The sequence below is a fragment of the Enterobacter cloacae complex sp. XAL002 genome (assembly GCF_049236805.1).
In the GTDB taxonomy this organism is placed as follows: domain Bacteria; phylum Pseudomonadota; class Gammaproteobacteria; order Enterobacterales; family Enterobacteriaceae; genus Enterobacter; species Enterobacter intestinihominis.
This window is the reverse complement of record NZ_JBMKJN010000014.1, coordinates 114,456-129,391: the sequence shown is the minus strand read 5'-3', so window position 1 is coordinate 129,391 and position 14,936 is coordinate 114,456. Positions and strand designations below refer to the sequence as shown.

Below are 14,936 nucleotides of genomic sequence, written 5' to 3'. Positions count from 1 at the left end.
CAGTGCTCGCATTAATTTGTGGGGAACCCTCAGCCCCGTGGGTGAGGGCGTCAAACCGCACGATGGTTCTTCCGGTACTGCAGCGGCGTCTCGCCAATCCCTTTTTTAAACGCGCTGATAAACCACGTCACGTCGGAAAAACCCGTCTGTGCGGCAATGTCACGCACGCTCGAATCAGTGTGGAGTAAACACTCACACGCCTTACGCAACCTTAGCGTATTCAGGTAGCCGTGAATTTTTTCGCCCGTTTCCGCATGGAATTTTCGCGATACGTAGCTGCGGGATTTTCCCAGCTCATTGGCCAGCGCATCCAGACGAAATTTCTCCTGATAATGCTCGTCGAGCCAAAACATCACCTGGCTGGCGATCCCCTGGCTGTTTCCCGGCTCGCCGTCGCGATCGTCGGGCAGCATCGCGAACAGGCCTATCAGCAGGCTGGCGATGCTCTCGCCGTTCATCGGCGGTTTATAGCAGCTAAACAGATGGTCGATATGGTGATGGAAGTGGGCTAAATCGGCGACCCACGCTTCGCCGCCACGGCGTGACAGCCGCTCCAGACGCTGCCGGGTCTGGGGAAAATCCCGCAGGATCTTCAGCACCGCGTGCTGGTCGAGATGAATAATGGTGCGGCGGTAAATTGCCTCCGCCTGTTCGTCCACCATGACCTTGTGCAGCGTAAAAGGCGGGAAGAAAAACAGCCGTCCGGGGCGCATGGTGTAGTGACGATTATCGACAATCGCCACGCCAAAGCCCTCTTCCACATAGAGGATCTCCAGACACTGGTGCCAGTGATGGTAGCGCACGGTATTGGCAAACAGGCGGCTGAACGAGGCCACGGTATCGTTCAGGGCGATCAGTTCCAGAAGATCGGATGTCGGCGTGTCGCGCATAGTGCAATAAAACTCAACTTTTTCCCGTCTGACCGTCTTTATAAACCACCTTTTTAAATTTTCTCAACTGGAGGTTTATTCATCGTTCATGCCTGTGACACGGCTAACATTTCTGCCCCTTGCGGATTCACTATGCTTTGCCGCAGTTGATTACGAGGGCGAACCGATGTGGGCGGCAAACAAACAAAAATCAAATCCGTTGTCTTCACGCCAGGAGGTAGTGGCGTCGTTGAATGCACTTTTACAGGCGCTGGACACGCAATTTCCGGCGAACCTTTCACGATTCTCGCTGGGTGATACCTGCGCCCATTACACAGCGGATATTGCGCAGATGGAGGGACTTTCCCGCGCGCTGTGGGGGCTGTTTCCGCTGATGGCATCCGGCGAAAGCACGCCGTTCAGCGAGAAGTACCTTACTGCCATTAAGCTTGGTACCGACCCGCAAAGCACCGGCTACTGGGGTGAAACCGGCCCGTACGATCAGCGTCTGGTAGAGATGGCGGCCTACGGTCTGGGGCTCGCTCTGCTGGGAGATAAACTCACCGCGCACTTTACCGGGCGCGAGGTGATGAACCTGCACGCGTGGCTCAACCAAATCACCGACGCGCAGATGCCGGACAGCAACTGGAACTATTTTGCCATTATGGTCCAGCTCGGCTTTAAGCGCGCCGGCCTGCCGTACGATCAGGCCGCCATTGACCACCGCTTTGCGCTGATGGACGCCTACTATCTCGGCGACGGCTGGTACTCCGACGGTCCCGGCCGCCCGAAAGACTATTACATCTCCATGGCTTTCCATTTTTACGGCCTGATTTACGCCACCCTGAGTGACGACGAGGCGAGGGCAAAGGTGCTGCGCGAGCGCTCGCGTCTGTTCGCGGAAGACTTTATCTACTGGTCCGCCGCCGATGGTGCCTCGGTGCCGTTTGGCCGCAGCCTGACCTACCGCTTTGCCATGGTTGCCTTCTGGAGCGCGGTGGCCTTTTCTCAGCTGGACGTCTTCACCCCGGGTATCGTGAAGGGCATTGTGCTGCGGCATCTGCGCTGGTGGCAGCAGCAGTCGATTGTCGATCGCGACGGTATTCTTACCCTGGGGTTTGCGTATCCGAACCTGGCGATGTGCGAGGATTACAACTCCCCCGGTTCACCGTACTGGGCGCTGAAAACCTACCTGATCCTGGCGCTGCCGGAGGCGCATCCGTTCTGGCAGGCCGACGAGCAGCCGCTGCCCGCGCTTGTTGAAAAACATGTGATCCCGCATGCGCAGCAGATCCTGATGCATTCGAAAGATTCGCAGCACGTCGTCATGCTCACCGCTGGTCAGCTGGAGCTGAATAACTACGTCAACACCGAAGCGAAATACACCAAATTTGCCTACTCCAGCCGCTTCGGATTCACCATTGAGCGCGGGCGTTTTGGCCTGAAGCATGCCGCCTGCGATTCGATGCTGCTGCTGGCGGACGGAGATGACTATTTCCGCGGTCGTCGCGAGTGCGAAGAGGTTCGGGTGGATGAACATTACATTTTCTCGCGCTGGTCGCCGTGGCGCGACGTGCAGATTGCGACCTGGCAGATCCCGTTCGGGGAGTGGCACCTGCGCCTGCACCGCATCAACAGCGCGCGCACTCTGCAAACCGTCGAGGGCGGCTTTGCGGTGATGAAAACCGCCCACCAGGTGCGCGATCGCGGTTGTTATCTGATGGCTGAAAACGGCAGCAGCGTCATTGTCGATCTTTCGCCGGTCATTCACCGTCAGCCAGACAGCATCGTCACGCCGCCGAACAGCAGCATTATGTTTGCGGAGTGCGCTTCCATTCCGTTGTTAAAGGCCGACCTCCCGCAAGGGGAAAGCTGGCTCTGTTGCGCCGTTCTGGCTGGCGGAAAACAGCCCGTTGCGGCGACGCCGCAGCTGAATATAACCCATAGCCGGGTCGTCATTAGCGAACCCGGAAGCGAACGTAAGCTGTCGTTCACATTATAAAAATCTGGCCCTACACGTCGGCGAGGATGATATGAAAAGCACATCGACAACTAACAGAACTGAATATTACAAAATCAGTAGCTTTATCTTTCTCTATTTCTTTACCTGGTCTGCCAGTATTGGACTGCTGGCGATCTGGCTTGGCCAGAAAGCCAATCTCAGCGGCTCGGTGATTGGAACCGTTTTTGCGGTGAACGGGATATTCTCCGTTATTCTTAAACCGATCTACGGCTATATTCTCGATAAGATCGGCATGAGCAAATACCTGCTCTATTTTGTGGTGATCATGTCGGCCCTGATGGCGCCGTTCTTTATTTACGTATACCAGCCGCTGTTAATGTCTAATACCCTGCTGGGGATTATTATCGGCGCGCTCTATTTAAGCTTTGCCTGGTACGCGGGTGTGGCGGCGTGCGAATCGTATTCCGACCGCTTTAGCCGCTTAAACGGCATGGAGTTCGGGCAAATTCGCATGTGGGGTTCGCTCGGCTGGGCGGTGGCATCGTCCTTCTCCGGCCTGCTGTTTAACCTCTCACCGGCGTATAACTTTATTCTCGGCAGCGTGGCATCGGTGGTGATGCTGATCGTCCTGCTGAGCCTGAAAGTGAACACTAACTCCATTCACGCGGGCGAGGTGCTAACGAAAGAGAAAATCGCCCCGTCAGACGTTTACGCCCTGCTGCGAAACCGCAAATTCTGGGCCTTCTGCCTGTACGTGGCGGGCGTGGCGTGGATGATGTTTATCGCCGAGCAGCAGTTCTCGCGCTATTTCGTCACCTTTTTCGATGATATTCATGAGGGCAACGCGGTATTCGGTTATCTCGGGACCGTGCAGTCGGGCATGGAATTTGTCATGTATATGGTGGTCCCGCTGTTTGTGAACTTTATTGGCGCCAAACGCGGGCTATTAATTGTCGGGCTGGTGGTCGGGGCGCGTCTGATTATTTCCGGCATGTGTGATTCTCACCTGTTAATTTCAGTGCTTAAGCCGCTGTACGGTCTGGAAATTTGTCTCCTGCTGGTGTCGGTATTTAAATATATCGCCGAGCATTTCGACAAGCGCGTCAATGCCACCATGTATTTACTCGGCTATCAGGCAATGCTCTACGTTGGCAACGTGGTGGTCTCTTCCCCTGCCGGCTATATGTATGACCGTATTGGCTTTGAGCACACCTATATCATCATGGGCGCAACGGCGCTGACCTTTACCCTTATTTCTGCTTTTACGTTATCCGCCTGTCAGAGCAAATGGCGCGGGGCTCGTGCGCTGAACGTAGCAGAAACGTCAACACGATAAATTACGCCGTCAAAGAAGGAACCGAAATATGTTAAGTCGTATCAAAGAAGAACCTCTGCCTGTTATCGCTGCGCCCGTTGACTCCCGCGCATTCAGCGATGAACTGAATTCGGCGCGCAGCCACGTTCTGGACCTGATTAGCCGTCATTTAACGGAGTTCGGCGACAAATTCCCGGCGGAAACCTGCCAGAACGGTTTTTATCCGCTGACTGTCAACGTGGAGTGGACCACCAGCTTCTGGACCGGGCAGCTATGGCTGGCATGGGAGATGAGCGGCGAGGAAAAATTCCGCGCGATGGCGGAAAAACACGTGCGCTCGTTTGGCCTGCGCATCGCCGGGCGCAACGACACCAACACCCACGATTTAGGCTTCCTCTACACGCTCTCCTGCGTAGCCGCGTGGCGGCTGACCGGAAATCGCGAGGCGCGCGGCTTCTCGCTGCTGGCGGCGGAAGCTCTGCTGGAACGCTTCCACGAGAAAGCGAAGATCATCCAGGCGTGGGGCGATCTCTCCGATCCGGACCAGGCCGGGCGGATGATCATCGACTGCAACATGAACCTGCCGCTGCTCTACTGGGCAACGGAGCAGACGGGCGATCCGCGCTTTGCCGACGCCGCAAAAGCGCACGTCATGCAGGCGGCGACGTACCTCATTCGTGACGATGCCTCCACATTCCACACCTACTATATGGATGTGACAACCGGCGCACCGCGCTACGGCAACACCCAGCAGGGCTACGCCGACGACTCCTGCTGGTCACGCGGGCAGGCGTGGGGAATTTACGGCTTCCTGCTGAGCTATATCTATACCGGCGACGAGACGATGATCGCCCTGTCAAAACGGCTGGCGAACTACTTCCTCAATCGCCTGCCCGAAGACTACGTCTGCCACTGGGATCTGGCGCTGGTGGGCACCGACGCGCTGCGTGACTCTTCCTCGTCGGCGATTGCGGTATGTGGGCTGCTGGAGCTGGTGAAACACCTGCCGGTCACGGATCCGGATCGCGAGCGCTATATGGAGTGGGCTAAAGGCATTATGTCGTCACTGACGAAACACTATCTGATGGGGAGAGAAGAAAAGGGCAACGGGCTGCTTAAACACTCGGTTTACCACCTCGGGAGCAACAAAGGCGTGGATGAGTGCGCAAGCTGGGGAGATTACTTCTACGTTGAGGCGCTGGTGCGTTTCACCCGGAGCTGGAAACTGTACTGGTAACTGGCCGGGGGATTACCATCCAAGCACGTCTTTAATGACGCGCCGGTATGGCGTATCAAGCTGGGCAGGCACGCGGCAAATATAGTCCCGCGCATGGCTGCGGGTCTCTCCGCTGAGGCCGTCGAGATAAGCGATGGCTTCGTCCACGGCAGGAACCCTGCCTTCCTGTGACGCGCTTCTCGGCGGGAGCCCGGTCCAGATGATCGCTTCAATACCTTTCTCCCTGGCCCATGTTGACAGGATACCCGTGTCGCGTCCGGTGATTAGCAGCGAGCCAATACCATCGCAGCGATCCTCGGGAATGGCTTCGCGCTCACGCAAAGCGCGGCAGGCCACGCTCAACGTTGTGGCCTCCAGCCATGCCCAAAGCACCGGCACGGCAGGGGCATTCATACAGATGGCGGTCGCCAGTTCACCGCCATCGCTGACCCGACAGAACTCGACGGGCAAAGAAGGCCCGTCGGTCTGCCACTCACCGGCTACCGGTAACGCGCCGCTTTTCCAGATTAACGAACCCCAGCCAAGACAAGCTATTTTCATTCTGTTCCTCTGCGCGACGTGAACCGACTGTTTTAGACGTTATGCTTTAGGAATACGCAGCGTCTGGCCGGGATAGATTTTATCGGGGCTGGAGAGCATAGGGCGGTTAGCCTCAAAAATCTTGTTGTACTGGTTAGCATCGCCGTACACGGTTTTAGAGATCGCGCTCAGGGTATCGCCGGATTTCACCGTATAGTAAGTAGCTTCATCTTTGGCATCTGTCGCGGTAATGTTGTTCTCCACCTCGCTGACGCCTGCGATGTTGCCGACGGCGACCTGGATTTTTTCTTTCTGCTCCTGCGTCAGCCCGTCGCCCGTCACGCTGGCTTTGCCGTCGGTGACGTCAACCTGAACCTTATCGGAACCGGGAATGTTGAGTTTCTTGAGGTGCTCGGTGATTTTGTCGCTCTGACCCTTATGATCGGTCAGATTGTCCCACAGCTTTTCGCCTGCTTCTTTTACGAAATTAAAAAGACCCATTCCATCCTCCTGTTTAACATGAAGTCAGAATAAGCATAGCAGTTGAGTGTTAAGGTGATAAAAAAAGCCCGGTGGCGTTAACGCTTACCGGGCCTGGGAGGGAAGTTGTAGGCCGGGTAAACGCAGTGCCACCCGGCAAATTTCACAGAACTTAAACCCCTTGCTCCAGAATACGAATATGGGTTTCCAGAACGTCCCCTTTCACCGCGTCGCTCCACGCTTTCATATGCGCGGTCTGCAAATGCGCTTCAAGGTGCGCGACGGTTTCCCACTGCTCAACCATGATGATCGAGTCTGGCGCGGTCGCCTGGAAGCTTGCGCTGGTGGCGGCGTCCACCATTGGCGCGTAGCCGTGGCAGCCTTCTTCTTTCAGTACGGTCGGGATGATCTTTGCGAACTCATCCAGCACCGCCTGGCGGTGATGTTGGCCAGGACGCGTACGGATTTCAGCAATAACGGTAAGCATAATTAACTCCTTCTAATTCCAGGCTACCAGTTAAGCAAAAATTTCCGCGAGATGCTTGCGATATTCTGCGATATAGCGTGGGACGTCCGGCATTTTAATTACGTCATTGACGATAAAGGTCGGCAGCGGCTCCATAGCCAGGAACTGATTCGCCTTGTGGAATGGCAGATACGCGCCGTCTACGCCTACGCCTTCAAAGAACTGATCTTGCTCGGTGAACGCTTCAAGCGGGGCATTCCAGGTCAGGGAGAGCATGTATTTCTTGCCCTGCAACAGGCCGCCGGAACCGTATTTTTTAGACGCGTCTGAGCGGGTGCGGCCGTCGCTGGCATACAGCGAACCGTGACCTTCGGTAAACACATCGTCCATGTATTTTTTCACGGTCCACGGTGCGCCCATCCACCAGCCCGGCATCTGCCAGATAACCACGTCGGCCCACAGGAAGTTCTGCACTTCGGCCTTCACGTCGTAATCGCTGTCCGCGCGCACAACCTTAACATCATGTCCGGCGTCGCGCAGGAAACCATCCGCGACCTCGGTCAGGGTGTCATTGAGCTGGCCTTTAGAGTGCGCAAATTCTTTCGCGCCGTTGATAATCAGAATGTTGCTCATTATTTGTCCTCGATGCTGAGAGTATGCCAGGTATTCTACGCGCGAGGACGGAGCGGAAAAATAAGCAAAATGTGCAAAGTCTTTTGCGCTCAGCGCAATAATGGCTACCAGCTGACGGTCACCTCAAAGCCCCCTTCAGGCGCATTGCCCAGCGAGACGCGCATCCCGTGTAACGCCGCGATGCGCTTCACGATAGACAACCCCAGACCGCTGCCGGTGGCGTCCTGGCCCGGTGGACGATAAAAGCGCTCGCCGAGACGCGCCAGCGCATCGGTTGAAATGCCCGGGCCGTTGTCGCGCACGGTAAAGCTTTGGGTGTTCAGCGTCACGTCCACCACGCTGCCGCGCGGGCTGTAACGAACGGCGTTGTCCAGCAGGTTACGCGCCAGCAGGCTCAGCAATAGCGGCTGTCCGTGACGCATCACCTCGGGCGCGTTGACGTTGAGCCGAATATCAATGCCCGCCTGCTGCGCCGGATGCCAGATATCCAGCACCGCGGATTGCAGCAAATCGGCCATCATCACGGGTTCGACGTCATCAAGATTATCCAGTGAATCCAGGCGCGACAGGGTGAGAAGCTGGTCCACCAGTCGGGAGGCGCGGTCGATGCCCGCATGCAATTGCCCCAGCGCTTTAGACTGCGCCTCGGGATCGTCAAGGGAAAGCTGCGCCACGTCGGTTTGCACCTTCAGCGCGGCCAGCGGGCTGCGCAACTCATGAGCGGCATCCGAGGTGAAGCGGCGCTCGCGGGCCATCATCTCCTGCGTACGGGCGAAAAGATGGTTAAGCGCATCAAGCAGCGGGCGAACCTCCGTCGGCACGCCGTGGGTGGGCAGCGTATCGGTCGCATCCGGCGAGCGTGAACGCAGGGTCTGCGCCAGGTTTTTCAGCGGTTTCAGTTCCCGGCTCAGCAGGACAATCAGCAACAGAAGCATTACGGGCAGCGCCACCAGCCACGGCGTCAGCTGCGAGCTGACCACGTCCAGCGCCATATCTTGTCGGTACTCCCACTCCTGGCCAACCACCACGCGGTATTTCCCGTCCGGGGAGGTCAGCCACAGGAAACGCCATTCGTCGTTGTCATCCTGCAACCGACCGTCATCAAATCCGTCCCGGCGGTAGTGATAAGGTATGTCACGCCCGTTCTCACCGTCGTTAAGCACCATGCTGCCGTCTGCGGTGAAGATTGCGAAGGCCAGCGCATCGTCGTCAAGATGGCCGTGTTTGGCTTTTTTCGGCACCTCGCGCATGCGTTCCGGGGCGCGGAGTTCGTCCACGTCCATCGTCAGCAGCCGTTTGGCAAACAGCATCTGCTGGGTATCGAACAGCTTATCGAGCTTGTCGGTCGTCTGGTGCCAGGCCACCACGCTTGCGGCAAACCAGGCCGCCAGGGACAGCAGCAAAAAGAGGAGCGTCAGGCGCAGCTTCAGGCTCAGGCGTTGGGTCAGTTTCATGCGTCACCCAGGGTATAACCGATGCCGTGCACGGTGCGGATAAATTCGCTGCCGAGCTTGCGGCGTAAATGATGAACGTGGACTTCGACGGCGTTGCTGGAGACGTCATCATCCCAGTTGTAGAGTTTCTCTTCGATGGCCTTGCGCGGCAGCACGCGGCCCGCGTTGCGCATCAGCAGTTCCAGCAGGGCGAACTCTTTGGGTTTGAGCACCAGCGTTTCGCCCTCCAGCGTGGCGACGAGACTTGCCGGATCGAGCGTGACCTTGCCGTGACGCAGCTCGCTGCGCGCCTGCCCGTGGCTGCGGCGCACCAGCGCTTCGAGGCGGGCTGCCACTTCAATCAGCGCGAACGGCTTACACAGGTAATCATCCGCCCCCAGGCGTAACCCTTCGACGCGCTGATTCAGCGCATCCCGCGCGGTGAGGATCAGCACCGGTTCGCTCTTACCGCTTTCGCGCCAGGCGCGCAGGATCTCAAGCCCGTCGATTTCCGGCAGCGTCAGGTCCAGCACCACGGCATCGTACGGCGCGGTGTACAGGGCCGCCTGCCCGGTTTTACCGTCGGTAAACCAGTCCACGTTAAAGCCCATTTTGCTTAAGCCCGCTTTGATGCCATCGCCGATGAGCTTGTCGTCTTCTACCAGTAAAATGCGCATATTTCCTCCTTGATGCCGTCAGTAAACCTTCTGCAAGCGCCTGCTGTACAGTAAAAATAAATAAATTTTCCCCTTAAGAAGTTGTTAAGGTTTACCCTGTTTAATGGATTGTGAAACGACATTAAAGGGAGAGATTAAGATGAAAAAATACGCTGCAATTGCTGCCATCATGATGATGACCACTGCCCCTGTTTTTGCTGCACAGGGTGGCTTCTCTGGCCCATCTGCGACACAGACCCAGACGCAAACCCAGCAGGGTGGCTTTGTCGATAATAACGCCAACCTCACTACCGCGGCTAAAGTCAAAGATATGAAGGACGACAGCTGGGTGAAGCTGCGCGGTAATATTACCGAGCGCCTGTCCGATGACCGTTACACCTTCCGCGATGAAAGCGGCACGGTGGTGGTGGAGATCGACCACAAGCGCTGGAACGGCGTGACGGTGACGCCACAGGATAAAGTCGAACTCCAGGGTAAAATCGATAAAGACTGGAACGAGTTTGAAATCGACGTGAAGCAGGTTATCAAGCTGAACAAATAACCCGGAAAGGGCCGCATGAGCGGCCCTTTTTCTTTGTGACTCAACTCGCCAGATGAGGTAGTATCTGCGGCAATATTGCCTGAAACCCATCGGTTTCTGAGTTGAGGAATCACACGTAATGAGCGATATGGCAGAGCGCCTCGCGCTACATGAATTCACGGAAAACGCCTACCTGAACTACTCCATGTACGTCATCATGGACAGGGCGTTGCCGTTTATCGGGGATGGCCTGAAGCCCGTTCAGCGCCGCATCGTCTATGCGATGTCCGAACTGGGGCTGAATGCGACCGCCAAGTTCAAGAAATCCGCCCGTACCGTCGGTGACGTGCTGGGGAAATACCATCCGCACGGTGACAGCGCCTGCTATGAAGCGATGGTGCTGATGGCCCAGCCGTTCTCTTACCGCTATCCGCTGGTGGATGGCCAGGGGAACTGGGGGGCGCCGGACGATCCGAAATCCTTCGCGGCGATGCGTTATACCGAATCCCGCCTGTCTAAATATGCCGAAGTGCTGTTGGGCGAACTGGGGCAGGGTACGGTCGACTGGGTGCCAAACTTCGACGGTACGATGCAGGAGCCGAAAATGCTGCCTGCGCGTCTGCCGAACATCCTGCTGAACGGCACGACCGGTATCGCCGTGGGCATGGCGACGGACATTCCGCCGCACAACCTGCGTGAAGTGGCGAAAGCGGCCATCACCCTGATTGAGCAGCCAAAAACCTCGCTGGACGATCTGCTGGATATCGTGCAGGGGCCGGACTATCCGACCGAAGCCGAGATCATCACCTCGCGTGCGGAAATCCGTAAAATCTACCAGAACGGCCGCGGCTCCGTGCGCATGCGCGCGGTATGGACCAAAGAGGATGGCGCCGTGGTGATCACCGCGCTGCCGCACCAGGTCTCCGGCGCGAAGGTGCTGGAGCAGATTGCCTCCCAGATGCGCAATAAAAAGCTGCCGATGGTGGACGACCTGCGCGACGAATCGGACCACGAAAACCCGACCCGTCTGGTGATCGTGCCGCGCTCTAACCGCGTGGATATGGAGCAGGTGATGAACCACCTGTTCGCCACTACCGATCTGGAAAAAAGCTACCGCATCAACCTGAACATGATTGGTCTGGACGGTCGTCCGGCGGTGAAAAACCTGCTGGAGATCCTCACCGAATGGCTGGCCTTCCGCCGCGATACGGTGCGCCGCCGTCTGAACCATCGCCTGGAGAAAGTGCTTAAGCGCCTGCATATCCTCGAAGGTTTGCTGGTGGCGTTCCTCAACATTGACGAAGTGATTGAGATCATTCGTACCGAGGACGAACCTAAGCCTGCCCTGATGTCGCGCTTTGGCATCAGCGAAACCCAGGCTGAAGCGATCCTCGAACTGAAGCTGCGCCATCTCGCTAAGCTGGAAGAGATGAAGATCCGCGGCGAGCAGAACGAGCTGGAAAAAGAGCGCGATCAGCTTCAGGCGATTCTGGCGTCCGAGCGCAAGATGAACACCCTGCTGAAGAAAGAGTTGCAGGCCGATGCCGACGCCTTTGGCGACGACCGTCGTTCTCCGCTGCATGAGCGCGAAGAAGCGAAGGCGATGAACGAGCACGACATGCTGCCGTCCGAGCCGGTGACCATCGTGCTTTCCCAGAGCGGCTGGGTGCGTAGCGCCAAAGGCCACGATATCGACGCGCCGGGTCTGAGCTACAAATCCGGTGACAGCTTCAAGGCGGCGGTGAAGGGCAAGAGCAACCAGCCGGTGGCGTTTATCGACTCCACGGGCCGCAGCTACGCTATTGATCCGATCACGCTGCCATCCGCGCGCGGGCAGGGCGAACCGCTGACCGGCAAGCTGACGCTGCCGCCGGGCGCCACGGTTGACCATATGCTGATGGAAGCCGACGATCAAAAACTGCTGATGGCGTCTGATGCTGGCTACGGCTTTATCTGCACCTTTAACGATCTGGTATCGCGTAACCGCGCCGGTAAAGCGCTGATCAGCCTGCCGGATAACGCCCACGTCATGCCGCCGCTGATCATCGAGAACGAAAGCGATATGCTGCTGGCGATCACCGCTGCCGGACGCATGCTGATGTTCCCGGTCAGCGATCTGCCGGAGCTGTCGAAAGGGAAGGGCAACAAGATCATCAGTATCCCGTCAGCGGAAGCGGCAAAAGGCGAAGATAGCCTGGCGCATCTCTTCCTGCTGCCGCCGCAGAGCACGCTGACCATTCATGTCGGCAAACGTAAGATCAAACTGCGTCCGGAAGAGTTGCAGAAGGTGGTTGGCGAGCGCGGACGTCGCGGCTCACTGATGCGTGGCCTGCAGCGCATCGACCGCGTGGAGATCGACTCGCCGGCGCGCAGCAAAGCGGACGACAGCGAAGAGTAACCTGTTTCATCCCCCCCTCTTTCCGGAGGGGGATTACCATAAAATTTCCCGTAAAAACGTTGTTAATTCGTGCGTTGCGATTAACAATACGCGCTCGTAATAAAGTCCTTACCTGGCCACAGGTGAAGTATAATTGTCAGCTGTCAGGGCTTCAGAGGTCGCTATGCTATACATTGTTCGTCTTATTCTTACCGTTATTTACTGCATTCTGGTCTGTATTTTCGGATCGATTTATTGCCTGTTCAGCCCGCGTAACCCAAAACATGTCGCGACGTTCGGGCACATGTTTGGTCGCCTTGCGCCATTGTTCGGCCTGAAGGTTGAAAAGCGTCTGCCTGAAGGGGCGGAGGATTTCGGTAACGCCATCTATATCGCTAACCATCAGAACAACTACGATATGGTGACGGCCTCAAATATTGTTATTCCGCCGACCGTAACCGTCGGGAAAAAGAGCCTGCTGTGGATCCCGCTTTTCGGCCAACTGTACTGGCTCACCGGTAACTTGCTGATTGACCGCAACAACCGTGCGAAAGCGCATGGCACCATTGCGGAAGTGGTGGATCAGTTTAAAAAGCGCCGGATCTCAATCTGGATGTTCCCGGAAGGGACGCGCAGCCGCGGTCGCGGCCTGCTGCCGTTCAAGACCGGCGCGTTTCATGCTGCAATTGCGGCAGGCGTTCCAATTATTCCCGTGTGCGTTTCCAATACATCGAATAAGATTAATCTTAACCGTCTGAAAAACGGACTGGTCATTGTCGAAATGCTACCGCCGGTGGATACCTCCAAATACGGTAAAGACCAGGTGCGCGAGCTGGCCACGCACTGCCGCGAGCTGATGGCTCAGCACATTGCACAGCTCGATAAAGAAGTTGCAGAGCGAGAAGCCGCCGGTAAGATTTAACCCGGTTTCGTTCAAGGGAAAACGAATTCCCGCGTTGTTAGTCGTTTCAGATGGAGCTTATATGTCACTCAGTCGGCGTCAGTTTATTCAGGCTTCGGGTATCGCCCTTTGTGCGGGTGCGATGCCGCGGACAGCCAGCGCCGCCGGGCAGCAACAGCCGCTGCCTATTCCGCCGTTGATTGAATCCCGTCGCGGACAGCCGCTATTCCTCACGCTTCAGCGTAGCCACTGGTCCTTTACCCAGGGAACGCGCGCGCAGGTATGGGGCATTAACGGACGCTACCTCGGGCCGACCATTCGCGTGTGGAATGGGGATGACGTCAAGCTCATCTACAGTAACCGGACGACGGAAAATGTCGCAATGACCGTCAGTGGGTTGCAGGTGCCGGGGCCGCTGATGGGCGGCGCGGCGCGCATGATGTCGCCGAATGCCGACTGGGCGCCCGTCCTCCCGATTCGTCAGAGCGCGGCGACATTGTGGTATCACGCCAACACCCCGAACCGCACCGCCCAGCAGGTCTATAACGGCCTGGCCGGGATGTGGCTGATTGAAGATGAGGTCAGTAAAACGCTGCCGATCCCGAATCACTACGGTGTTGATGATTTCCCGATCATTATTCAGGACAAGCGTCTGGATAACTTCGGTACGCCGGAGTACAGCGAGCCGGGCAGCGGTGGCTTTGTGGGCGATACGCTGCTGGTTAACGGCGCGCAAAGCCCGTATGTCGAAGTGTCTCGTGGTTGGGTGCGCCTGCGTCTGTTGAATGCCTCTAACTCGCGCCGCTACCTGCTGCAAATGAGCGACGGCCGCGCCCTGCATGTGATTTCAGGCGATCAGGGGTTATTACCTGCGCCGGTGTCGGTGAAACAGCTGGCGCTTGCGCCGGGCGAACGTCGTGAAATCCTCGTGGATATGACCAACGGGGATGAAGTGTCCGTGACCTGCGGCGAAGCGGCAAGCATTGTTGACCGCATTCGCGGCTTCTTTGAACCGTCGAGCGTTCTGGTCTCCACGCTGGTGCTGACGCTGCGCCCGACCGGCCTGTTGCCGCTGGTGACCGACAGTCTGCCGATGCGCCTGCTGCCGCAGGAAATTGTGACCGGCCCTGCAGTACGCAGTCGCGATATCAGCCTTGGCGACGATCCGGGCATCAACGGCGCGCTGTGGGACGTAAACCGTATTGATATCACCGCCCAGCAGGGAACCTGGGAGCGCTGGACCGTCCGCTCGGAGATGCCGCAGTCGTTCCATATTGAAGGGGTGTCATTCCTGATCCGCAACGTCAACGGGGCGATGCCGTTCCCTGAAGACAGGGGCTGGAAAGACACCGTCTGGGTGGATGGGCAGGTTGAACTGCTCGTCTACTATGGACAGCCGTCATGGCCGCACTTCCCGTTCCTGTTCCACAGCCAGACGCTGGAGATGATGGACAGGGGGTCGGTAGGGCAGATGCTGGTGAATCCGGCACCGTAAAACGAGTCGGGTGGCGGCTTCGCCTTACCCGACCTACAGGCCCGTAGGCCC

At 57.3% G+C, this 14,936-nt stretch carries 14 protein-coding genes; 7 read left to right on the top strand and 7 right to left on the bottom strand.

The features are described 5' to 3' along the window. Positions 1-50: 50 nt before the first annotated feature. Positions 51-890: an AraC family transcriptional regulator gene (locus tag ACOT0L_RS15210; protein WP_046618818.1), complete on the bottom strand. Its 840-nt coding sequence runs from the start codon at positions 888-890 to the stop codon at positions 51-53. Between the two features lie 166 nt (positions 891-1,056). Between ACOT0L_RS15210 and ACOT0L_RS15205 the strand changes: the two genes are divergently transcribed. From ACOT0L_RS15205 to ACOT0L_RS15195, 3 genes are read left to right on the top strand one after another with little or no spacing between them, the layout of a single operon-like run. Further along, entirely contained in the window at positions 1,057-2,871 is a 1,815-nt protein-coding gene (locus ACOT0L_RS15205) for a DUF2264 domain-containing protein (protein WP_126503499.1), read from the top strand. 31 nt (positions 2,872-2,902) lie between these two features. Beyond that, entirely contained in the window at positions 2,903-4,168 is a 1,266-nt protein-coding gene (locus ACOT0L_RS15200) for an oligosaccharide MFS transporter (RefSeq protein WP_022649415.1), read from the top strand. A gap of 28 nt (positions 4,169-4,196) precedes the next feature. Continuing rightward, positions 4,197-5,384, top strand: a complete 1,188-nt coding sequence (locus ACOT0L_RS15195) for a glycoside hydrolase family 88 protein (protein ID WP_126503497.1) — start codon at positions 4,197-4,199, stop codon at positions 5,382-5,384. A 12-nt stretch (positions 5,385-5,396) separates the two neighbouring features. On the opposite strand, the gene ACOT0L_RS15190 is transcribed toward ACOT0L_RS15195, so the two are convergent. The 6 genes from ACOT0L_RS15190 to qseB form a co-directional block, all read right to left on the bottom strand. After that, positions 5,397-5,924 carry a hypothetical protein gene (locus ACOT0L_RS15190; RefSeq protein ID WP_048966582.1) on the bottom strand — a complete coding sequence of 176 codons (528 nt, stop codon included), beginning with the start codon at positions 5,922-5,924 and terminating at the stop codon, positions 5,397-5,399. A gap of 39 nt (positions 5,925-5,963) precedes the next feature. After that, complete coding sequence (gene lysM / locus ACOT0L_RS15185; RefSeq protein WP_022649412.1) at positions 5,964-6,404, bottom strand: peptidoglycan-binding protein LysM; 441 nt, start codon at positions 6,402-6,404, stop codon at positions 5,964-5,966. 151 nt (positions 6,405-6,555) lie between these two features. Beyond that, positions 6,556-6,870, bottom strand: a complete 315-nt coding sequence (locus tag ACOT0L_RS15180; protein ID WP_003862506.1) for a putative quinol monooxygenase — start codon at positions 6,868-6,870, stop codon at positions 6,556-6,558. Positions 6,871-6,900: 30 nt separating this feature from the next. Continuing rightward, complete coding sequence (locus ACOT0L_RS15175; protein ID WP_022649411.1) at positions 6,901-7,482, bottom strand: NAD(P)H-dependent oxidoreductase; 582 nt, start codon at positions 7,480-7,482, stop codon at positions 6,901-6,903. 104 nt (positions 7,483-7,586) lie between these two features. Continuing rightward, positions 7,587-8,936, bottom strand: a complete 1,350-nt coding sequence (qseC, locus tag ACOT0L_RS15170) for a quorum sensing histidine kinase QseC (RefSeq protein ID WP_126291775.1) — start codon at positions 8,934-8,936, stop codon at positions 7,587-7,589. Further along, positions 8,933-9,592, bottom strand: coding sequence for a quorum sensing response regulator transcription factor QseB (gene qseB, locus ACOT0L_RS15165; RefSeq protein ID WP_022649409.1), 660 nt, complete (start codon positions 9,590-9,592; stop codon positions 8,933-8,935). Before qseB ends, qseC begins: the two co-directional genes overlap by 4 nt. 139 nt (positions 9,593-9,731) lie before the next feature. On the opposite strand from qseB, the gene ACOT0L_RS15160 reads away from it, so the two are divergent. From ACOT0L_RS15160 to ftsP, 4 genes are all read left to right on the top strand, one after another. Beyond that, positions 9,732-10,133, top strand: coding sequence for a YgiW/YdeI family stress tolerance OB fold protein (locus tag ACOT0L_RS15160; protein WP_022649408.1), 402 nt, complete (start codon positions 9,732-9,734; stop codon positions 10,131-10,133). 118 nt (positions 10,134-10,251) lie between these two features. Next, entirely contained in the window at positions 10,252-12,510 is a 2,259-nt protein-coding gene (parC, locus tag ACOT0L_RS15155; RefSeq protein WP_023298608.1) for a DNA topoisomerase IV subunit A, read from the top strand. A 163-nt stretch (positions 12,511-12,673) separates the two neighbouring features. Further along, positions 12,674-13,411 carry a 1-acylglycerol-3-phosphate O-acyltransferase gene (gene plsC / locus ACOT0L_RS15150; protein WP_045308377.1) on the top strand — a complete coding sequence of 246 codons (738 nt, stop codon included), beginning with the start codon at positions 12,674-12,676 and terminating at the stop codon, positions 13,409-13,411. A 61-nt stretch (positions 13,412-13,472) separates the two neighbouring features. Then, positions 13,473-14,885, top strand: coding sequence for a cell division protein FtsP (ftsP, locus tag ACOT0L_RS15145; RefSeq protein WP_023298607.1), 1,413 nt, complete (start codon positions 13,473-13,475; stop codon positions 14,883-14,885). The last annotated feature ends 51 nt before the right edge of the window (positions 14,886-14,936 follow it).